The sequence below is a fragment of the Arthrobacter sp. GmRoot5-12 genome, assembly GCF_059739365.1.
Window position 1 is genome coordinate 3,215,721 of the sequence record NZ_AP046056.1, and the last position, 20,264, is coordinate 3,235,984.

Consider the following 20,264-nt stretch of genomic DNA (forward strand, 5'->3'; position numbering starts at 1 on the left):
ACCGACTCGGCTGGCCTCTTTGGACGGCAACAACGGACCCCCTCGGTTCTGGGTGCCGAGGGGGTCCGGTCTATGGGGCGCCAGAGGCGCCGGGCTTACGGCCGCTGCTAGGGGATGCCGAGCGCAGTCTTGATCCCGGAGGTGAGATGGTCAAAGAAGCCGTTAAGTGAGAACCCAAATAAGCCGACTCCGGCCACGATGACGACAGCAACGAAACCAACGGTGATTCCATATTCTGTTGCGGTGGCGCCGTCTTCCTCGCACCTTATTCGCCGTGCGAAATTACGGATCAGGAATAGGGACTGTGCAGGATTCCTCATGACTCCTCCTAGGAGAACGCGGCGATGATGTTCATGACTGCCGGCCCCAGCAGGATGATGAAGAGGGTCGGGAAGATGAAGAAAATTAGTGGAAAGAGAATCTTCACTGGTATCTTCATGGCGTGTTCCTCGGCACGCTGTCGGCGCTTCATCCGCATTTCGTGGGCCTGGACTTTCAGCACCTTGGCGATGGCAATTCCGTATGCATCCGCTTGAACAATCGCGCGGATGAATGAGCGCAGGTCGGGGACGTCAACTCGGTCAGACATAGCCAAATAGGCTTCCTTTCGGGAACGCCCCACTTGCATGTCCTGCAGCGTTCGCATCATTTCGTCAGCCAGTGGGCCGCCCCCATTTTGCGCTGTGCGCGCCATAGCGGCTTCAAACCCAAGACCTGCTTGGACAGAGATCAACATCTGGTCCAGGGTGTTCGGCAACTCCAGCCGAATCTTGTCTCTCCTCTTCTCAGCCTTACTGCGAATCAGCAGGTCCGGTGCGAAATAGCCAAACGCAAGAGCGGCAATGAGGAACGCGAACCGTGCCGGCTCAGGCGAGGCGAGGAAGTAGAAAAGAGCCAGAAGTCCGGCACCGAGAGCCAGTAGCGGTTTCGTCACCAGGAGTCGTTCAAGGGGCCACTCCTTGGGGCGTCCCAGGGCAGCGAGCTGTTTGTCCAGCCAAGCGACGTAGCGAACTGGAGTCACTTTGCGGGCCACTGCGCTGAATTCCAGGGTCAAGCTTTGCGGAGCTGCGTTCCTGGCCCGTTGACCGAGGTTCGTTTGGATGTTTCGAAGGGCGAGCCTATCTACGGCTGCTACCGACCACACGAGGTATGTGACAGGCAAAACGATGGCAAGTATGGCTCCGAGTGCAATGGGTGACATGTTGCTCTCCTAATACTTTGGCTTGATAAGCCGGCTGAGCCAGAAGCCACCGGCAGTGAGCATTACAGCCGCAGCGCTCAGCATCAGGTAACCAGGAACGGTGCTCGTGAACGTTTTCGCATATTGACCGTTGATCAGGATCAGGGCGAAGAACAAAACAACGGGCAGTCCCATGAGCACGGCAGCCGACATCTTGCCTTCGGCACTAAGCGCCTTTACCTGGCGGCGTATCTGGTTACGGTCACGGATGGTTTCGCCGACGTGGTCGAGCACTTCCGCCAAATCCCCGCCCACCTCACGGTGGATCTCAATGGCTTGGGAGATCCAGCTGAAGTCCTCGCTGCCGGTGCGAGAAGAAACCTCGTTCATTGAATCCCCAAGGTCGCGGCCGATCCTCGTTTCGTTGACGATCCTGCTGAGTTCTTCCGACATGGGTGCGTCACTTTCACGTGCTGACGCGTCGATAGCTCGCAGGAGGGAATGACCAGCACGCATGCTTCCGGTGAGCATTTGCAGGGTGTCCGGCAGTTGCTCATCGAACTTGCCCTTCCGTCTGGAGGTTAGTACCGAAAGGTAGACGAGCATTCCGGCCGGAACAACTGCGAGCAGAATGATCGCGAAGAAGAGGCCCCCAAGCAGGAAACCGAAGACACTTCCCGCCAGCGCGCCCGCGCCCATCATGAGCAGGAAGTCGGCTGGCTGGGTCTTCAACCCGGCCTGTTCCAGCTTTTCGCGGCTAACCAGAAAGTCTTTTCTTCCTTTCATACGTTTGTTGATGGCGCCAACTGCAGTATCGGTGAGGACAGTCAGCCTGGAAGCACCTGCGGGCACATCCGGGCGGCGTCGTGAGAGCGGAATCGCATGACGGGGTTTCAGTACGACAATGAAAGTGACAATGATCGACGTGAAGATCATTAGCACCCCCGCAACCAACATCATGACCGGAGCTTCTGGAGTTTCCATCTATCGACTCCTTGGCCCTTGCGCACCAAAAACAGCAGGGGAGATTTTGATTCCCAGTTCCTCGAACCTGTCCGTGAACCGGGGCCGGACTCCGGTAGGAATAGGCTTCCCAAGGAATCGGCCGTTCGCGTCAATGCCCGCGGAATAGTCGAAGACGAAGGCATCCTGAAGCGTGACGATGTCTCCTTCCATGCCCTGCACTTCAGTTATGTGTGTCACCCGCCGTGATCCGTCCCTGAGCCGCGAGATATGCACGATCAGGTTTACCGCGGACGCAATCTGCTCCCGGATTGCCCTGAGCGGTAGGTCCATCCCTGCCATGAGGACAAGTGTTTCCAGGCGGGCCACTGCGTCACGAGGTGAGTTGGCGTGGACGGTCGAGATCGAGCCGTCGTGGCCGGTGTTCATTGCCTGGAGCATATCGAGTGATTCGCCGCCACGGACCTCACCGACAACAATGCGGTCAGGCCTCATACGAAGAGAGTTACGGACCAGATCACGAATAGAGACCTCGCCCTTACCTTCAATGTTCGCTGGCCGGCTTTCGAGTCTGACCACGTGGTCCTGCTGAAGCTGCAGTTCGACGGCGTCCTCGATGGTCACGATGCGGTCCGTAGCGGGGATGAAGGAGGAAAGCACGTTCAACATCGTCGTCTTTCCGGTGCCCGTACCACCGGAAACGATGATGTTCATCCGTGCCAATACGCATGCCTGGAGCAACTCGGCCATTTCGGGAGACAGGCTTCCGAAGCTGACCAGTTTTTGTACTGTCAGCGCCTCGCGCCCAAACTTACGGATTGTCAGCGACGCGCCGTTCACGGCCAACGGAGGGATGATCGCGTTAACACGGGATCCATCGGCCAAGCGAGCATCAACAAGTGGGGACGATTCATCGATTCGGCGCCCAATCCGGGTGACAATCCGCTCAATGACCCTACGAAGCGCATCCTCACTACTGAACTTGGTGTCGGTGAGGAAAAGGTGCCCATTTCGCTCGACGTATATCTGGTCAGCCCTGTTCACCATAATTTCTGTGACTGACGGGTCGTCCAGGTACCGCTGCAGCGGTCCATGTCCCAGGACATCGTCGATGATCTCCCGTGTGAGACGCTGTCGCTCACCCTGTGACAGAGGGACCTGTTCCTCATCAACGACTGCCTTCAGCTCATCCTTGACAAACTGATGGAGCTCAGCCTCCTCAAGGGATGAGTCCGTGATCCGGGAGCCCAGCCTCTCATAGAGTGCCTGACTGGCCCGTTCCTTGAGGCCTGTGAGCGCCTCGCTCGCAGTTCCACCGGTTACTTCTATCGTCACCGGGGCTTGGGCCTGCTCAGCTGCTTGAGCCTGTTGAATAGAACCCAAGGTAGATGCGAGGTATGGGGCAGCTTCGGAAGCGGGAGCATCGGACTCGCCACGCAACTTTGCAAAACGGTTGGAGAGACTCACTGCACTACCGCCCTTCTGTGGACCTTCTTGCGTGGCGCTTCCCAATTCGGTTTGAAACGCTCGACCAATTTGCGTAGCCCCTTGGCTGCTCCATCCCGGCTGCCATCCTGAAGCAGCGGGACGCCCTTGTTCGTCGAGAATGGCACCGCGCGGGACTTGGGAAGAACGACATCTACAGGCGCGCCAATGGTGGCCTCAACGTCTTGGACTGTCAGGCCCGTCCGCCGATCCGCCATGTTAAGCACCACGTGCCGGTTATCCGGGAGCAGATCGAGTTCCGAAAGGATCTGGAACCCGGTTCGCAAACCACGAATACTCGGAACGTCCATTCCGCAAACCCAAACAGCGTCCGTGGCCTGCTCCAGTGTGGCCAGCACGTGCTCGCCAAGGCCGGGTGCGGTATCGACCACCACATATTGGAACTCTGCTCTCAGCTGGTGAAGTAGGTGGCTTATATTTTCGCCGGATATCCGGTCCATATCGATTGGATTGCGGGGCGCGCACAGGACGTAAATGTTGCCTGGGTGGAGAGACAGATAGGTCTTGAGCACCATTGCATCCTGGCTCGCTGCACCCACCACAGCCTCCGTGATCGTGAATTCAGGCTCAAGCATCAGGCCGCTTGCTATGTCCCCGAACTGGAGATCCAGGTCGACAACCACGACGCTCATGGGTGAAACCTGTCCCAGACCGATCGCAAGGTTGCTGGCCACCGTCGTCTTACCCACGCCGCCTTTGGGAGACATAACGGCGATGACCCGCCCTCCTTCAGCGGCCGGACGCTCGGCAGTGTTTGGTGCCAAACCGCGCCGGCGTCCGGCGGCCGCAAGGCTCGCCCGTTCCACCAGTGCTCGAATCTGGTCTGAATCTGCTGCGGGCGGGATCAGATCACGAATACCGGAACGCATCGCATTCAAGGCAAGGTCGCCGTCGTCATCCGCTGCCAATACGATGCTGATTTCTGGATATTGCAGGTCCATGACCGCGGAGAATTTCAGGGCTTCCTCCTGCGGAAGCCCAGGGCCAAGTATGAGCACCTCTGGAGGTTCGCCTGCTTGTTGCCGAAGGAGATCTTCAGGGGACTCGGGAAGGTAAGCGGCTTGGAAAAACTGCAATGATCCGCTGAGCGGGGCTACAGATGCCCGAACCTTGCGCTCGTAGTCAAGGGATGGGGAGATCAGAATGAACCGACTCATTTGAATACCTTTGTTTGGTTGACTACACCGTTGGTGCCTTCAGTGGCGTCAGCCGGTTCTTTCGAGAGGTAGACCTTCCCAAATTCGGCGGCATAAACGAGCTTTTCGGTGTCGACTGCATTCCGGGCGAACGTGATCAGGTACGAATCGCTTGTGGCTGGCTTGTTCTCGCTAGCCGCGTTGAGGGCACCCGATGAGCTCCCTTGAGTTGATTGCGCCTGCGTTTGCGCTGCGGCTCCCGAACTGAACTGAACGGCCGTGACGAGAACCTTGTGGAACGTGAGCTGGGTTCCGTTGCCGCCGCCCGAAGGATCTGCCATGGAGATGAACACCCCCACTGTGTCGCCGGCCTGGATCTTGCCGCCGACGACCCGCTCAATCCCCAGACGAAGAGTGATTTCCTGGAGCCCGGTTGGCACCGCAACCCGTGACGGGCCGAGGTAGGCATTTGCGTCTACGAGGCGGCTGCTGAGGAGCTGCTCGCCAGGCACCAGTGCGACGGCGGTGACTGTCGATCCCAACGAGCCCAGATCATGGACTCCATCGGCTGCCACCGCGGTGCGTGGCACTGCTTTGGTAGTAACGTACTGCGAGAGTTGGTTGGCCGGCGTTCCGGCCGGGACGTTCTGTTTGACGACCAGTACGTCCTCTGTTTCGGTGTTTGCCAAGGCGCGTCGATCCGCTCCTTGGACGTAATTGAAGAGAAGGACTGTGCCAAGAACTGCTACCACCAGTGCGGCTATGCCTCCCAGTAGGCGTGCTTTCATTACTTTCCCCTTAGTTGGAACTATTTGATGAGCCGGATTTCCGACGTGCCCAGATTTTGGCCTCCAGGAATGTAGCCACCGGAGCCGATAACCGTGTATTTGACGAATTGGCCGATGACACAGCGGTCGTTTCCGCCTGAGCAGGCTAGGGAGCTTGTCATTCCGGGGTCGTTGGCAGTGTTGCGGAACTCGTAAACTCCGTTGTTGCCGAACTTCCAGCCCCAGATTTTGAATGTTGCGTAACCAATAATGTGGAACGAACCACCCTGCCCCGTGCCAGAGGACGTGTCGAACACGGGGAATTCGACTTTGACTTCCCCTCCTGCTTGGATCGTGGTTTTCCAGGTGCCGAGAATTGTTGCGCAGCCACTTGGCGGGTTATTGCCGGGATCCGAGCCCATATCGTTCGTTCCCACTTGTGTGTCAGCGACACAGGGTGAGTCCTGGTCAAGCCAGCCCCAACCTCCTGGAATTTGTGTTCCGGAGGGGCCTGTGCATGTCCCTCCCGGTTTGTATGACATCTTCTGGACTTCCGCCGTCTGGCTCGCTGAAGTCAGGTTGTAGCAGTTGTTGGACAAAGCCAGCGGGAATCCGGAGCCGCCACCGGGGGGGCCTGCAGCTGCTACGGCTTGGGCGCCAACCGTCACCGGGCCAGCGTTGATTGCATTCGCGAATAGGTTCGTCAGAAAACTGGACGAACCATTTTTCGTGGACGTAGTGACTGTCACTTGACCCGGCGTCGAAAGATCAACGGAAGCCGTGCTGGCGCCATCGTTTGAGTTTGAATTTGCCAAATCATTCGCAAGGGCAGGAGTACAGGAGCCGGCCTGGCAACTGAGAGCAACGGCTAGGGCGCTTGCGTCGGCGCCATTTTGCAGTTGCGCGCGCTCGGCATAAATCTGCCCGACATCAACCGCCATTGCACCAGCGCCTATGAGGACGAGCATCATCACTGCGACTGTCACACCAGCTGCTCCGCGTTCACCCTCGTTCGCACTCCTTGCCTCTTTGACTAGCCGCCACATTGCATAGCCCCTTTACCTGTAACTGTGAGACTCGGGCCGAAAAACCGGCTCTTCAGAATTGAGAGTGTAATCGGCGCTGCCGCGTGAGAAGTCCGGGGCGGGGAGGTTGTTTCGGCTGGGGTGAGGGCCTTGGGAGAGAATCGGATTGTCTAGATCGTGATTTTTCTACCGCAAGGCCCTCGTGTTTAACGCTACCTTCCAAAGCCCTGACCTGACCACATTCTGCCGCCTCGACGGACTCGGACTCGAAGTGACCGGGCAGCATGTCCGCCCGGGCCGCGCCGTCCTTGCCTGCCGTGTTGTTGATCCTGATGACTGGTGCCGGAAGTGCGGGTGCCAGGGCGTTCCCCGTGACACGGTGACCCGTCGGCTGGGCCATGAACCCTTCGGGTGGCGGCCGACCACACTGCTGGTCAGCATCCGCCGCTACCGCTGCGCCGGGTGCGGGCACGTCTGGCGGCAGGATACTTCCAAGGCTGCCGAGCCGCGGGCGAAACTCTCCCGCCGGGGGCTGCGCTGGGCGTTGGAAGGCGTCGTCTGCCAGCACCTCACGGTCGCCCGGATCGCCGAAGGACTCGGCGTCACCTGGAATACCGCGAACAAGGCCGTCCTGGCCGAAGGACGGAGGGTCTTGATCGATGATCCGCACCGCTTCGACGGGGTCAAGGTCATTGGTGTTGATGAGCATGTGTGGCGGCACTCCCGCCGCGGAGACAAGTACGTCACCGTCATCATTGACCTGACCCCAATCCGCGATGGCACGGGCCCGTCCCGCCTGCTGGACATGGTCGAGGGCCGCTCGAAACAAGCCTTCGCGACCTGGCTCCAGGAACGCCCCCAAGAATGGCGGGACGGGGTTGAGGTCGTGGCCATGGACGGGTTCTCCGGGTTCAAGAGCGCCGCGGCCGAGGAACTCCCCGACGCGGTCCCGGTGATGGATCCCTTCCACGTCGTCCGGTTGGCCGGCGATGCCCTTGATTCGTGCCGGCGGCGGGTTCAGCAGCAGACGTGCGGGCACCGCGGACGGGCCGGGGACCCGCTGTATTCGGCTCGCCGGACCATCCACACAGGCGCGGACCTGCTCACCGAGAACCAACGCCAACGCCTGGAAACCCTGTTCACCGCTGATACGCATGTTGAGGTCGAAGCCAGTTGGGGCGCCTACCAGCGCATGGTTGCCGCTTACCGGGAACCAGACCGGGCCAAAGGTCAGCAGATGATGCAAGCCGTGATTGACTCCCTCAGCAGCGGCGTCCCCACCGCGCTGACCGAGCTCCGAACTCTCGGGCGCACCCTCAAACGACGGGCCCAGGACGTGCTGGCATACTTCGAGCGACCCGGCACATCAAACGGCCCAAGTGAAGCGATCAATGGGAGACTCGAACACCTACGAGGATCTGCCCTCGGCTTCCGGAATCTCACCAACTATGTCGCCAGATCGCTGCTGGAATCCGGCGGATTCAGACCGAAACTACACTCTCAATTCTGAAGAGCCGAAAAACCCTGTCAGAGAAGCGCCGCTGTACTTGACCGTTACTACTGCAGTCGATGCTGGCGTTGCTGCCGGGCAGGTCGCTGACGAGAAGTCGAAGGTGAGCAGAGAGGAGTTGATTGAAGGTGCGCCGGCCTTGCCAGCTGCTGTTGCTTTCGTCGCGTCCTTGGTGATGGCCATCGTCCGGGCGGCCTCGCGTGATGCTTGTGTGACAGAGACCTGAATGTTGTATGCATTTGAGAACTCGACGATGGCAATGATCAAAGCGACCAGAATCGGGGCGACTAGCGCGAATTCGACTGCAACGGCACCCCGTTCACCGTTATCAGAAGTTCTGTTGCTGCGTTTCAAAGGGTCCCCCTGGACGGTTGCAGCTTGAAAAGGGACGGTGTGCCGTGCTCGAGAGCACGGCACACCGTTCTTTGGTTGACCTACCAGCCTCCGACGGTGGTGCCGAGGCTGCTGAAGAAGGTGTTCAGGTTTGCGCCGAAGAGCGTGACGCCCGCAACGATAACCAAGGCAATAAGCCCCACCAAGAGTGAGTACTCGGTCGCCGTAGCGCCTTTTTCGCTAGAGAAAATGGAACGAACGGCCACTACCAGCTGGTGAAGAGATACGCTAAATGCCGACATCGCTATGTACCTGGCTTTCTGTGTCTGCCGACCCTTACCAGGCCCCGACCTTCGTGGCGAGGCTGCTGAAGAAGGTGTTCAGGTTTCCGCCGAAGAGCGTGACGCCCGCAACGATAACCAGGGCAATCAGTCCGACAAGCAGAGAGTACTCTGTTGCCGTTGCGCCCTTTTCGGAAGAGACGCGATCCTTGACGCCGGCGACGAAAGCCATCATCGAGACCATGAGAGAAGTCATTGTATTTTCCTTAATTCGGTGAAATTGAATTGATTTTTTATTTCAACGAATTTCCAGCTGCCCCCATAAATCCTTAGCGGCTGGACTTCGCTAAGAAGAGATTGTCATTCAAGCCAACGGGCAACAATGCGTAGTAGTACTCGAATTTTTCGTGGCACGCTGAACTGACGTACTCGAATACTCGGAAAGGTACCTAGGGTGCGATCCGAATGTTCTCTTTACCACTTGGATGGCTGCGCTTCCCTAAAGGGCGGGAGGCGTCCGTAGGGGAGGGTTCCGGCTATGGGATGAGCAGTGCTGTGATGGCCAGGGCGCCCAGCATGGCGGGGCCATGTGCCACTTCCGTGGCCGTACTCCCGCGCTTTCCGCTAATGAGGACAGCTGTGGTGATGCCGTTGACGATGAATCCCAGAAGGCCGCCGTAGAGCAACTGGGTCCAACCTAGGTACCCCAGGTAAAGGCCGACAGGCGCCGCCAGCTTCACGTCGCCCATACCGATGCCACCGGGCGAAATCAACGCCAAAATAAGGTATGCGGCGAACAAAATCGCGGCGCTGAGAAGCGCGCGCAGAAAGTCATCAGCCTGCTGACCAAATATCAAGGGTGCTGCCAACAGGAAAATGCCGGCGATGAGCAGAATCAATACGAGCTGGTTGGGCAATAAATGCAGCGCAATATCCACCCTGGCAAGCTGAACCCCAAGTACGGCCAGAAGTATCAATGCCGGCAGCGCGGCAATATTTCCGAAGCGCAAGACGAAGGCGACGCAGGCTGCGCCGGTGATTGCCGCTGTCGTAATCCGAACCCGCAACGTAGGAAGGCCACCCAGCCGCGGGAGCAGCCGCGCAATCAGGAACTCGGCCGCGGGGGAGAGGATGAACCCCAGGAGGCCGATGGCAACGACCATGAGCCCAGCGAACGGACCGTTGCCCCCTGCTGATACCACTGCGGCCCCCTAAGTAGCTTGGGCCGGCGCGCGATGTACCAGCCGCCGGCTACCCCATTTTGACCCTGAACCCCTTGACGCGCTAATCTTGGTAGTCGTTGTGCGTGTCCTATTCCGATGGTGCGTGCCCGCTTGAGAATCCGGTTGCAGGATAACTACTCAACGTGCACATTCGGAACTTCAGGATGACTGGTTACATGGAGCCCTCACCTCTGTTCCGGTAGCGCGCAGACAGTAGGTGCGCGAGCTAGCGACACCTAAACAAGAACGCCAGAACAAGAACGAGGCAAACACCGTGCGTACGTACACCCCGAAGCCCGGCGATATCAACCGCCAGTGGCACGTCATTGACGCCACCGACGTTGTCCTTGGTCGTCTTGCAAGCCAGACCGCAATCCTGCTGCGCGGCAAGCACAAGGCCACTTTCGCATCCCACATGGATATGGGCGACTTCGTCATCATCATCAATGCTGAAAAGGTAGCCCTGACCGGCGCCAAGCTGGAGCAGAAGCGCGCATACCGCCACTCCGGCTACCCGGGCGGCCTGACCTCCGTCAACTACGCGGAACTGCTGGAATCCAACCCGGTCCGCGCCGTTGAGAAGGCCATCAAAGGCATGCTCCCCAAGAACTCCCTTGCTGCCCAGCAGCTCGGCAAGCTGAAGGTGTACCGCGGTGCTGAGCACCCGCACGCCGCCCAGCAGCCCAAGACTTTCGAAATCACCCAGGTCGCCCAGTAGTCCTGGCCACCAAACAACTTATCTATACAAGGAGAATCGTGGCTCAGAACGAAGAGACCACCGAGGTCGTCGAGGCCGAGGAAAACCTGACCAGCTACACCTCTGAGAGCTCAGCTGCTGAAGCTGCTCCCAAGAAGGAGCGCCCGGCCCTGACCGTTGCCGGCGCAGCTGTTGGCCGCCGCAAGGAAGCCGTTGCACGCGTCCGGGTTGTGCCCGGCTCCGGCAAGTGGACCATCAACGGCCGCGAGCTGGCGAACTACTTCCCCAACAAGTTGCACCAGCAGGACGTCAACGAGCCCTTTAAGATCCTCGATCTCGAAGGTGCTTACGACGTCATCGCCCGCATTCACGGCGGCGGCATCTCCGGTCAGGCAGGCGCCCTGCGCCTCGGCATCGCCCGTTCCCTGAACGAGATCGACGTCGAGAACAACCGCGCCACCCTGAAGAAGGCCGGTTACCTGTCCCGCGACGCCCGTGTCATCGAGCGTAAGAAGGCTGGTCTCAAGAAGGCCCGTAAGGCTCAGCAGTACTCCAAGCGCTAAATCCGCTTGCATGGAAGCCCGTCCCGCCGTTTGGCGGGGCGGGCTTCTTATTTCCTGTAGTGTAGCCGCCGCTCAGAACTGCGAGCCGGCCCGAAATGAAAGCTACTCGCTCAATTCCGAGATCTCAGGTCAAAAACTGTTACTCCATCCACCTCGAAGGAGTGAAACTCGGATTTGACCCAAGCCGAGATCTCGATCAAAGTGGGACTTCTGCCCGGCAGGTCAAGATGGTCCTGATGCCAAACCAGGAAACAGATCTTGCCATTCGTTACCTGGTCCCGAAATTGCTGCAATGAAGGGGCGGGATCCGTCCCCGCGAATCCGCCAAGCGGCAGCACAGGCTTTGCCGCAGCGAGTTGAAGCTTCGCCGCCGATTGTGAGGGGTATGTTGCCGCTGCCCAGACGCACGAGGAACCAGCCTTCGTGAGAGCAATCAGATTTGGGCTCGGATCAAATCCAAAACCCATGTCGTAGGCCCACCCCGGCCCACCCGTGCTTACGCCCTCGAGGAATCGACTTACTGATGCCGGGCTGGTGGTAATTCGACCCGACAAGGGGTTCGAGCCGCTGTGTGCAACGGATGACGTATAGATCGATGTCGCCAGCGGTCCACCCAAAAGGCCCGCTGCTGCAAGGCTGAAGGCCACCGCATTGAGCCACTTTGCGGGCGGCGGGACCACGGTTAGAACGGCTCCGCCGATACCTGCCGCGAGAACCCCGTTCACGAGGACGGGCGACCAGCCTACGACAGAGCCTAAGAGAACCCAAGCGATGAGAGACCCGATGAGGACTGTCAAAGAGGCCAGAAGACGCGCTTTCTGCTCAGACCTCATTACGAGCAGAGCTTCGAGTCCTAGCCCGATTACTAGGGCGAGCGGCGGAGCCAAGGTTGCTGTGTAGTACGTGTGGATTCCATCGCCCATGAAGGAGAGCATGAGGTAGGTTGTCAAGAACCAGCTGACGGAGACAATGACCGTGGATTTCCGCACGGAGCTTGTATGCAGCCCTTTGTTCCCGACGCAAATCCAGATGCAGCATAAAAGTGCAACGGCGAGAAGCCAACTTGCCTCCTGAGCAAAGTTGGCGTTGAAAAGTCGAAAGATGCCTTCATCGCTTTCCGCCGCGCGGTATTGAGCAGGAATCAGACCTACCGTAGGGTCTTTGGTCGCGGGGATCAATCGATTGAGGCCGTTGTACGCCAGAGTCAGCTGGACTTCACTATTATTCGTGGAGCCGCCGATGTATGGCCTGGCGCTTGGAGGGATCAACTCGACAACGGTGATCCAGAGGCCTCCCGAAACCACAAGAACGAGCAGACCGAAACAGCTGGTTCGCAATTTTGTCCGCCACGCACCAGGCGCGCATACACTGAATGCTAGGGCCAGTGCAGGAAGGCACATTAATGCCTGAAGTTGCTTCGTCATGAAACCGAGCCCCAGCAGTAGCCCTGCACATGCGAGATGTCGGATCCGACCCGACTCAATTGAGCGGATCGTAAAGAGCGCTGCACCCACCATAAGTAGCAGCATCAACGGATCGGGATTGTTGTACCGAGAGAGCAACGTGACTATAGGGGTCGTGGCAAAAACGGCCGATCCCGTCAGCGCTGCAGTCGCCGAAAAGCCCCTGCGCATGAGCAAGTAGATCAAAAATGTCGTCATAACACCCATTGCTGCCTGCGGGGCGAGAACACTTTCGGGTGACCATCCAAAGATTCGGACCGAGAAGCCCATAATCCATAAACTCAGCGGCGGTTTATCGACCGTGATCGCGTTGCCCCAGTCAGATGAACCAAAGAAGAATGCTACCCAGTCCTTGGAACCTGACTGGACCGCTGCGGAGTAGAAAGAGTTAGCCCAACCGCTGCCTCCAATGTTCCCAAAGTAGAGAATCGAATTGGCCAGTAATAGCAACAGCAGCGTTGGCCGTTCCCACACAGGATCTTTCGGGCGACCACGAAGCGCCCACTTCCCCGCCCTCAAAATGCGCTGGCGGAAGCGGGTGCCAACGATGTTTTCCAGTTCGAGTTGATCGCTACGAGTACCGAAGGTCATAGATTTGAACACCGTCAACGGTCTGCTCCTTGAAGTTGTTTTTGACCCAGTGCGATATATCGATGGTGTCCTGGCTCAGTTCACCCCTATCCAGCAAGTCCTGCTGCCAAATGAAATAGCCAATTCGGTTCTGCGCCACCAATTCTTTGAATTGGTCGAAACTAGGTGCTGGGTCGGTGCCGAGCCAGCCACCAACAGGGATGACCGGGACTGCCGAATCGAGTTGGTAGAGCGCCGCGTTCTCGGCCGAATAGGTCGCCGCGCCCCACGTTTGATGGCCCCGCGTCTGGAGAAGCAAGTTCACCACAGTCGTTGAGGGCGGAGCGCCATAGGCCGTCTGCAGTGCCCAGGCAGGCGTTCCGCTTCTGGCTGCGAATAGGAGGCGCGTCATGGCCATGGGGTCGTTTGCTATGGGGCCCGACTGGGGGTTCGTACCGTTTTGGGCAATGTTCTGGGTGTAAAAGTTGGCCCCGATCGGACCTATCAGCAATCCCAAGGCCACGACGAGTGCCGTGATTCGTCGCAAATGGAAAGATGATGCCCCCAGCCAGCCTGTAGTGGCGACTATGCCGGCCACCAGAACGGCAGCGCGAAACCACATGGGCCATTCGTCGCTGTAATTGAGAACCTTGAGGGTCATAAAGGTGGCCGAGCCCACGATGACAGCGCCAATGAGACGGACGACCAGCCGGTCTCTCCCTCGCCAAAGTGTGGTCAGCCCAATAGGTATAACTAGAGAAACGGGTGCCGCCAGAGAAAAGGTGTAGTACGTGTGGACCATCGAGCCCATGAAGCAAAGCAGTAAGAAAGCAGTGGCAAACCAAACGAGCGAAAGGAGAATAAGCCTCTTCTCTGTTTCGGTGAACGCTAAACTTCGCTGGAGGACCACAAGCACGATAGTTATGGCGATGGCCGGGAAAAGGAGCCATGCAATTTCCGGAGCGAAATTGCCGTCAAAAAGTCGAGAGAAGCCTCCGTTGTATGGCGCCAGATCATCCGTTGACGTGGAACGCCCACCGGTCGTATTTAGCGGAAGCTGAATAAAGCGGGCGAGGCCGTTGTAGTCCAATGTCAATTCGATGGCACTGTTTGTAGTTGAACCTCCGATATACGGCCTGTCAGAAGGTGGAGTGAGCTCCACAGCAACAAGCCACCCGGCTGAAGTGACCAAAAGTGAGCCTGCTGCGATGAAAAGTTGCCGCATACGAGCAGCAATGCTTCCCTGACTGAAAATGAGAACGACGACGAAGAGGGACGGGACCACCACGAAGGCCTGGATCTGTTTGGCCATGAAGGCCAAACCCAGGAGAAATCCTGCTGTCGCAAAAAGCCCAGACTGGCCCTTATTGATGGCCTTCATGGTTACTACAACTGCGCTGAGCGTCAGTAAGCCCATTAGTGGCTCAGGGTTGTTGTACCGGGACATCAGGAACACGACCGGCGTTGTCGCATAGACGGCCCCGCCCAGCAAAGCTGGGGCGGTGCCAACTCCGGTTTTCAGCAGTCGATAAATGAGGTACGTGGTGGCCACTCCCATAAGGGCTTGCGGAACGAGGATTGACCAACTGTTAAGACCAAACAACCTGATGGACAGTGCCGCTACCCAAATGCTGAGGGGAGTCTTGTCCACCGATATGAGGTTGCCCCACTCAAACGAGCCGAAGAAGAAGGCTTTCCAGTCATGCGATCCCGCCAGGGCAGCAGCCGAGTAATAGGGGTTCGCCCAACCATTCCGATCGAGTCCCCATAGAAAGGATGTGGCTGTTGCTAGCAACAGGACAGGTAGTCCCGCTTTATCCCATGGAAAACGTCGTAGGACCGCACCTAAACCGCGGGGGACGGCGAGTATTGGGGCTTCTGCAAGGCTCATCGTGATACTCCGCCTAGTGGTGTCAGCGTCAGCACGCCGGCCACCCGATCCGCACGTTGTACCCGGAAGACCCACACACGGAGCAAAACAAAGCGCATCAAAGTTGCAAACACATTTGCCGCCGTAAGTGTGAGCAGTTCAGTGCTCGGAAGTGAGTCCGGGTTGACGGCATGCAGGACGATAAGGGAGGAAGACGTGATAGCCCACGCCAGCAGGAAGACGATCAATCCTTGAATCTGCTGCATAAACAGCCTTGAGGGCCCGCTTATGCCAAAGGTGAACCGGCGGTTGGCTGCAGTATTCCCAACCGCTGTCACCAGCAATGCCAGGAAATTGGCCTCCTGAGAGCTGAATGGCCCTTGAAGCACCAAATACAGCAAGGCGAACGCAATCGTTGATATAGCGCCTACGAGGCCGAACCGGATCACTTGACCGAAGAAGCTGGGACGGTCTGGAGGAACCATCGGTCGCCGTCCGAGCTCGGCGTAGATCGCCTGAACAGGAATTGTCCCCTTAACTAATGAGCCGGCCACTCGCACCATCCCCCGCAAATCTTCCAGGGCGGTCTGCGTGATGTCGACACGGCTGTCCGGGTCATCCACCCAGTCCACCGGGATTTCGTGGATACGAAGTCCCGAACGTTCCGCGATAATCAACAGTTCGGTGTCAAAAAACCAACCGTTGTCTTCTACATGGGGAAGCAAGCGCTTGGCCACGTCCGCGCGTATCGCCTTGAATCCGCATTGCGCATCAGAAAAACGCACTTGCATTGTCCGGCGGAGTAAGAAGTTATACGACCTGGAAATGAATTCACGTTTGGGGCCCCGGCTCACGCGGGAACTCTGCCCAAGCCTCGTGCCTATGGAGATATCCGAGTGGCCGGACAATAACGGAGCGACCAGCGGGGGCAAAGCTGCAAGGTCGGTGGACAGGTCCACATCTAAGTATGCGAAGACTTTGGCCTCCGAAGCGTTCCAGGCATCCCTGAGGGCATATCCTCGTCCTTTAACCTCAAGGCGGCGGTATGCAACGTTGGGCATGTGCTCGCTGAGGCGAGCGGCAATCACCGGGGTCCTGTCGGTGCTTGCATTGTCGGCGATGGTAATTTGCCATGTCGACGGCATTTCCTGCGTCAAGTATTCGGAGAGCCTTAGGATGCTGTTTTCCAGTACCGCTTCTTCGTTGTAGACCGGTACTACAATTTCGAGCGCCAAGCCCCCATAGCTAGGTGTCATGAATGGATCGTAGGGGCCGCCGAACAGGCGTGGCGAGGGTTCTGAGCAAAGACAGGTAGCAGCGGAAAAAAGCAGGTAGTCCCAGTAATTGGAGGAGGCAACAGGCAGGTACTGCACAAGTAGATCCGGGCCCGGGAGGGGTCGCCCTACGCAGATCTTGAGCAGACCATCCTCTACACTTGACCGGTGTCTAGATTATTTGGAACTGATGGTGTCCGGGGGCTGGCCAACGGCCTGCTGACAGCAGAACTGGCCCTGCAGCTGGCCCAGGCGGCCGCCGTCGTGCTCGGCCACGACCGCAACTCCAACGGCTCCCGGCCCCGCGCCGTGCTGGCCCGCGACCCGCGCGCCAGCGGCGAATTCATCGCCGCAGCCGTGGAAGCCGGGCTCTCCAGCTCAGGCATCGACGTCTATGACGCAGGGGTCCTGCCCACCCCCGCGGCCGCTTACCTGGTGGCGGACCTGGACGCGGATTTCGGCGTCATGATCTCCGCCTCCCACAACCCGGCACCGGATAACGGCATCAAGTTCTTCGCCCGCGGCGGCCAGAAGCTGCCCGACGAGGTGGAGGACGCCATCGAAGCCCAGATGGGCAAGGAAGCCGTCCGGCCCACCGGCGCCGACGTAGGCCGCATACAGCGCTTCTCCGACGCAGAGGACCGCTACATCGTCCACCTGCTCCGGACCCTCCCGCACCGCCTCGATGGCCTCACCGTGGTCCTTGACTGCGCCAACGGTGCGGCCAGCGGCTGCTCGCCCCAGCTCTTCAAGGACGCCGGAGCTGACGTGGTCGTCATCGGCGCCGATCCGGACGGACTCAACATCAACGACGGCGTCGGCTCCACCCACCTCGGCCCGCTCAAGGAAGCCGTGATCAAGTACGGTGCCAACCTGGGAATCGCCCACGACGGCGATGCCGACCGCTGCCTGGCCGTGGACCACGAAGGCAACGAGGTTGACGGCGACCAGATCATGGCCATCCTCGCCGTCGCGCTCAAGAACTCCGGCAAACTCAAGGATGACGTCCTGGTAGCCACCGTCATGAGCAACCTCGGCCTGAAGATCGCCCTCCGCGAAGCCGGCATCACCATCGTGGAAACCGCGGTGGGGGACCGCTACGTGCTGGAGGGCATGCGCGACGGCGGCTACAACCTGGGCGGCGAACAGTCCGGCCACGTCATCTTCGCCGACCACGCCACCACCGGCGACGGCCTCCTCACCGGCCTGCAGCTCGCCGCACAGGTGGCCCTGACCGGGAAACCGCTCAAGGAACTCGCCACCGTGATGACCAAGCTCCCGCAGGTCCTCATCAACGTCAAGGGCGTGGACCGCACCCGCGTGGGCAGCAGCGATGTCCTGGCCCAGGCCGTGGCATCGGCGGAAGCAGCGCTTGGGGAAACCGGCCGCGTCCTGCTCCGCCCATCCGGCACAGAGCCCGTGGTCCGCGTCATGGTGGAGGCCGCCGAGGAGGAGACGGCCCAGTCCATCGCCGAACACCTGGCCCAGGTGGTCCGCACCGAACTCGCGCTGGAGCTCGCCTCCAACTAGCCGGCGCGGCTCAAAACAACCGCAGCAAAAAGAGTGGCCCGCCTCCCAACAGGGAGACGGGCCACTTTGCGGTTGGAAAGGCTTAGACCCGGTCCTTCAATGCATCCCGGATCTCGGTCAGGAGCGCAACCTGCGGATCCTCTGCAGCGTCCTTCTTCACATCCTTGTTGATCCCAAGCCGGCGGTTGCGGCGCTCAATCATGATGTTCATCGGCATCACCACCACAAAATAGATGGCCGCCGCAATCAGCAGGAAGTTCACCACCGCGGTCAGCAGCACCCCGAACTCGATGGCGTTGCCGTTCAGCTCCACCCTTCCAAAGCTGTCGAAGTTGGGTGCACCCACCAGGCCTGAGACGAAGGGCATCAGCACTTTGTTGACCAGCGCCGTCACCACGGCGCCGAAAGCAGTACCCATGACGACGGCGACCGCAAGGTCAACCACGTTGCCCTTCATAATGAAGTTTTTGAATCCACTAAGCATGGAAACCAACCTAGCGCACCGGCATTACAGGTACGCCGGTGCCGCCTCCAGGCCGAAGTATTCCTCCAGCGTGCCAATGCCCCGGTTCAGCATGTCCGTGGCCGCCTCCACGCCCACGTACCGCAGGTGCCACGGCTCGTAGTAGTACCCAGTGATGGGGTGCAGCATCCAGGGATACCGCACCACGAATCCGAAGCGGTGGCCGTTGGCTTTCGCCCAGGACGCCGCTGGCTGGTCGGCAAAGCACGGCTGGAAGCTGCAGGCGCCCCCGCCGTCCGCGATGTCGAACGCCCACCCCGTCTGGTGCTCCGAGTGGCCGGGCCGGGCACTGGCCGTGTCGGCATCGGCTTGACCGCGCGCCGCGACGTACCCGTTGTAGGTGGTCACCTGCGTGCTGTACGAGCGGTAGCCGCTGGCCAGGACCAAAGCCACGCCATCCTGCGCGGCGGCCGCGAACATCGCTTCGGCCGCCGCAGCCGTCGTGCTGTTCAACAGCGCCGCCTCGCCCGCGGCGGAAATGGCGACGGCGGGACGCACCAGGTCAGCCGGCACAAAGTCCGCCGGCTTCAGGGGCCGGTGCTTGTTGACGATGACCCACTGGCTGGCCGGGTCATCAAGCGAAAACTGACGCGCCAGGGCCGCCGACGGCGACGGTGACGGTGCGGGGGACGGCACCTCCGGTGACTGGCCCACCGTGGCGGCTTCCGCCGTCGGGCCCGCTGAAGCGGTGACCGCAGCAGGGGAGGGGGCTGCGGAAGAAGCAGCGGACGACGCCGGCACGGCCTTGGGTGCCTCAGGCGTGCACGCTGAGAGGACAGTCAGCCCGGCCCCCGCTGCGAGGAACCGGGTGAAGCTGCGCCGGCTGGGGGACCCGCATTGGTAGCACACCTGTGCTACACCTTCCGGAGGAGCATGCGGCGAATGGAGTGGTCCGCTTCTTTGGTCAGCACCAGCTGCGCCCGCCCCCGCGTGGGAAGGACATTCTCCTCCAGGTTGGGCTCGTTGATCCGCTTCCAGATGTCGCGTGCCGTGGTTTCGGCTTCCTCGTCGGACAGCGTGGCGTAGCGGTGGAAGTAGGACTCCGGCTGCGCGAACGCGGTGCTGCGCAGCTTCCGGAACCGGTCCACGTACCACTCCTCAATGTAGGAGGTCTTGGCATCGACATAGATGGAGAAGTCAAAGAAGTCGCTCAGTGCCAGCCCCTGGCGGCCGTCATGCCGGGGCCGTGCCGGAGCCAGGACGTTCAGGCCCTCCACGATGAGCACGTCCGGGCGGCGGACCACAACTTCCTTGCCGGGCACGATGTCGTACGTGACGTGGGAGTACCAGGGCGCGCGCACTTCCTCGGCGCCGCCCTTGATCTCGCTCACGAAGCGCAGCAGCGCCCGCCGGTCGTAGGACTCCGGGAAGCCCTTCCGGTCCAGCAGCTGCCGGCGCTTGAGTTCGGCCAGGGGGTAGAGGAAGCCATCGGTGGTGATGAGTTCCACGTTGGGGGTGCCCGGCCAGCGGCGGAGCATCTCACGCAGCACGCGGGCGATGGTGGACTTGCCCACGGCAACCGAACCGGCCACGCCGATCACGAACGGGGTGCGCTGGGTCTGCTCGCCCAGGAACGTGGTAGTGGCCGCGTGCAGCTGCCCCGCCGCCTCAACGTACAGGTGCAGCAGCCGTGACAGCGGCAGGTAGACATCCCTGACTTCATTGATGTCCAGGGGGTCACCGAGCCCGCGAAGGCGCAGCACATCCTCTTCATTAAGGGGCTGTTCCATCTGGGCTGCGAGCCGGGACCAGGTTTGCCGGTCCAGCTCCACGAACGGCGAGGCACCCTCCCCGTTCGCTTCATTGCGTTGCGAAGTCACGCTAAAGATTCTGCCCCGCGCCCGGCCCAT

The 20,264-nt window shown here is 59.8% G+C and carries 21 protein-coding genes; 4 read left to right on the top strand and 17 right to left on the bottom strand.

All coding sequences use genetic code 11. The features are described from left to right. Window positions 1-107: 107 nt before the first annotated feature. From AC6JAM_RS14910 to AC6JAM_RS14940, 7 genes are all read right to left on the bottom strand, one after another. Entirely contained in the window at window positions 108-320 is a 213-nt protein-coding gene (locus tag AC6JAM_RS14910) for a Flp family type IVb pilin (protein WP_056388982.1), read from the bottom strand. A gap of 8 nt (window positions 321-328) precedes the next feature. Then, complete coding sequence (locus tag AC6JAM_RS14915; protein ID WP_056388985.1) at window positions 329-1,201, bottom strand: type II secretion system F family protein; 873 nt, start codon at window positions 1,199-1,201, stop codon at window positions 329-331. A 9-nt stretch (window positions 1,202-1,210) separates the two neighbouring features. After that, a complete protein-coding gene (locus tag AC6JAM_RS14920; protein WP_497935177.1) occupies window positions 1,211-2,164 on the bottom strand; it encodes a type II secretion system F family protein in 954 nt (317 codons plus the stop codon). Next, the gene (locus tag AC6JAM_RS14925) at window positions 2,165-3,478 is read right to left on the bottom strand and encodes a TadA family conjugal transfer-associated ATPase (RefSeq protein WP_497935178.1); all 1,314 of its coding nucleotides are present in this window, start codon (window positions 3,476-3,478) and stop codon (window positions 2,165-2,167) included. A 128-nt stretch (window positions 3,479-3,606) separates the two neighbouring features. After that, window positions 3,607-4,806 carry a CpaE/TadZ family protein gene (locus tag AC6JAM_RS14930; RefSeq protein ID WP_497935179.1) on the bottom strand — a complete coding sequence of 400 codons (1,200 nt, stop codon included), beginning with the start codon at window positions 4,804-4,806 and terminating at the stop codon, window positions 3,607-3,609. Continuing rightward, the gene (cpaB, locus tag AC6JAM_RS14935; protein WP_497935180.1) at window positions 4,803-5,474 is read right to left on the bottom strand and encodes a Flp pilus assembly protein CpaB; all 672 of its coding nucleotides are present in this window, start codon (window positions 5,472-5,474) and stop codon (window positions 4,803-4,805) included. Before cpaB ends, AC6JAM_RS14930 begins: the two co-directional genes overlap by 4 nt. Before the next feature lie 119 nt (window positions 5,475-5,593). Further along, window positions 5,594-6,598, bottom strand: coding sequence for a pilus assembly protein TadG-related protein (locus AC6JAM_RS14940; RefSeq protein WP_497935181.1), 1,005 nt, complete (start codon window positions 6,596-6,598; stop codon window positions 5,594-5,596). Window positions 6,599-6,779: 181 nt separating this feature from the next. Between AC6JAM_RS14940 and AC6JAM_RS14945 the strand changes: the two genes are divergently transcribed. Next, a complete protein-coding gene (locus AC6JAM_RS14945; protein WP_497934032.1) occupies window positions 6,780-8,087 on the top strand; it encodes an ISL3 family transposase in 1,308 nt (435 codons plus the stop codon). Here AC6JAM_RS14945 and AC6JAM_RS14950 read toward each other — a convergent pair. The 4 genes from AC6JAM_RS14950 to AC6JAM_RS14965 all read right to left on the bottom strand — a co-directional run bounded on the left by AC6JAM_RS14950 (window position 8,070) and on the right by AC6JAM_RS14965 (window position 9,864). Beyond that, window positions 8,070-8,441 (bottom strand): TadE family protein, encoded by a 372-nt coding sequence (locus tag AC6JAM_RS14950; RefSeq protein ID WP_497935182.1) that lies wholly within the window; start codon window positions 8,439-8,441, stop codon window positions 8,070-8,072. The genes AC6JAM_RS14945 and AC6JAM_RS14950 overlap by 18 nt on opposite strands. An 80-nt stretch (window positions 8,442-8,521) precedes the next feature. Further along, entirely contained in the window at window positions 8,522-8,722 is a 201-nt protein-coding gene (locus tag AC6JAM_RS14955; protein WP_497935183.1) for a Flp family type IVb pilin, read from the bottom strand. Between the two features lie 34 nt (window positions 8,723-8,756). Continuing rightward, window positions 8,757-8,957 (bottom strand): Flp family type IVb pilin, encoded by a 201-nt coding sequence (locus AC6JAM_RS14960; protein WP_497935184.1) that lies wholly within the window; start codon window positions 8,955-8,957, stop codon window positions 8,757-8,759. Between the two features lie 280 nt (window positions 8,958-9,237). Beyond that, window positions 9,238-9,864, bottom strand: a complete 627-nt coding sequence (locus tag AC6JAM_RS14965; RefSeq protein WP_497935185.1) for a prepilin peptidase — start codon at window positions 9,862-9,864, stop codon at window positions 9,238-9,240. Between the two features lie 334 nt (window positions 9,865-10,198). On the opposite strand from AC6JAM_RS14965, the gene rplM reads away from it, so the two are divergent. Beyond that, window positions 10,199-10,642, top strand: coding sequence for a 50S ribosomal protein L13 (rplM, locus tag AC6JAM_RS14970; protein ID WP_015937805.1), 444 nt, complete (start codon window positions 10,199-10,201; stop codon window positions 10,640-10,642). 38 nt (window positions 10,643-10,680) lie between these two features. Then, on the top strand, window positions 10,681-11,184 hold the full coding sequence (gene rpsI, locus AC6JAM_RS14975; protein ID WP_018769171.1) for a 30S ribosomal protein S9: 504 nt from the start codon (window positions 10,681-10,683) through the stop codon (window positions 11,182-11,184). A 110-nt stretch (window positions 11,185-11,294) separates the two neighbouring features. Here rpsI and AC6JAM_RS14980 read toward each other — a convergent pair whose 3' ends face one another. The 3 genes from AC6JAM_RS14980 to AC6JAM_RS14990 are packed head-to-tail and all read right to left on the bottom strand — an operon-like array spanning window position 11,295 to window position 16,343. Next, complete coding sequence (locus AC6JAM_RS14980) at window positions 11,295-13,250, bottom strand: glycosyltransferase family 39 protein (protein WP_497935966.1); 1,956 nt, start codon at window positions 13,248-13,250, stop codon at window positions 11,295-11,297. Further along, a complete protein-coding gene (locus AC6JAM_RS14985; protein WP_497935186.1) occupies window positions 13,219-15,108 on the bottom strand; it encodes an ArnT family glycosyltransferase in 1,890 nt (629 codons plus the stop codon). Before AC6JAM_RS14985 ends, AC6JAM_RS14980 begins: the two co-directional genes overlap by 32 nt. Continuing rightward, window positions 15,105-16,343 (bottom strand): bifunctional glycosyltransferase family 2/GtrA family protein, encoded by a 1,239-nt coding sequence (locus AC6JAM_RS14990; RefSeq protein WP_497935187.1) that lies wholly within the window; start codon window positions 16,341-16,343, stop codon window positions 15,105-15,107. Before AC6JAM_RS14990 ends, AC6JAM_RS14985 begins: the two co-directional genes overlap by 4 nt. Window positions 16,344-16,529: 186 nt before the next feature. On the opposite strand from AC6JAM_RS14990, the gene glmM reads away from it, so the two are divergent. After that, on the top strand, window positions 16,530-17,891 hold the full coding sequence (gene glmM, locus AC6JAM_RS14995; protein WP_497935188.1) for a phosphoglucosamine mutase: 1,362 nt from the start codon (window positions 16,530-16,532) through the stop codon (window positions 17,889-17,891). 82 nt (window positions 17,892-17,973) lie between these two features. Here the strand turns inward: glmM and mscL are convergent, their stop codons facing one another. The 3 genes from mscL to coaA are packed head-to-tail and all read right to left on the bottom strand — an operon-like array spanning window position 17,974 to window position 20,264. Beyond that, window positions 17,974-18,375, bottom strand: a complete 402-nt coding sequence (gene mscL, locus AC6JAM_RS15000; protein WP_056389022.1) for a large conductance mechanosensitive channel protein MscL — start codon at window positions 18,373-18,375, stop codon at window positions 17,974-17,976. Between the two features lie 24 nt (window positions 18,376-18,399). Further along, on the bottom strand, window positions 18,400-19,263 hold the full coding sequence (locus AC6JAM_RS15005; RefSeq protein WP_223992244.1) for a M15 family metallopeptidase: 864 nt from the start codon (window positions 19,261-19,263) through the stop codon (window positions 18,400-18,402). Between the two features lie 5 nt (window positions 19,264-19,268). Next, a complete protein-coding gene (gene coaA / locus AC6JAM_RS15010; protein ID WP_186447803.1) occupies window positions 19,269-20,264 on the bottom strand; it encodes a type I pantothenate kinase in 996 nt (331 codons plus the stop codon).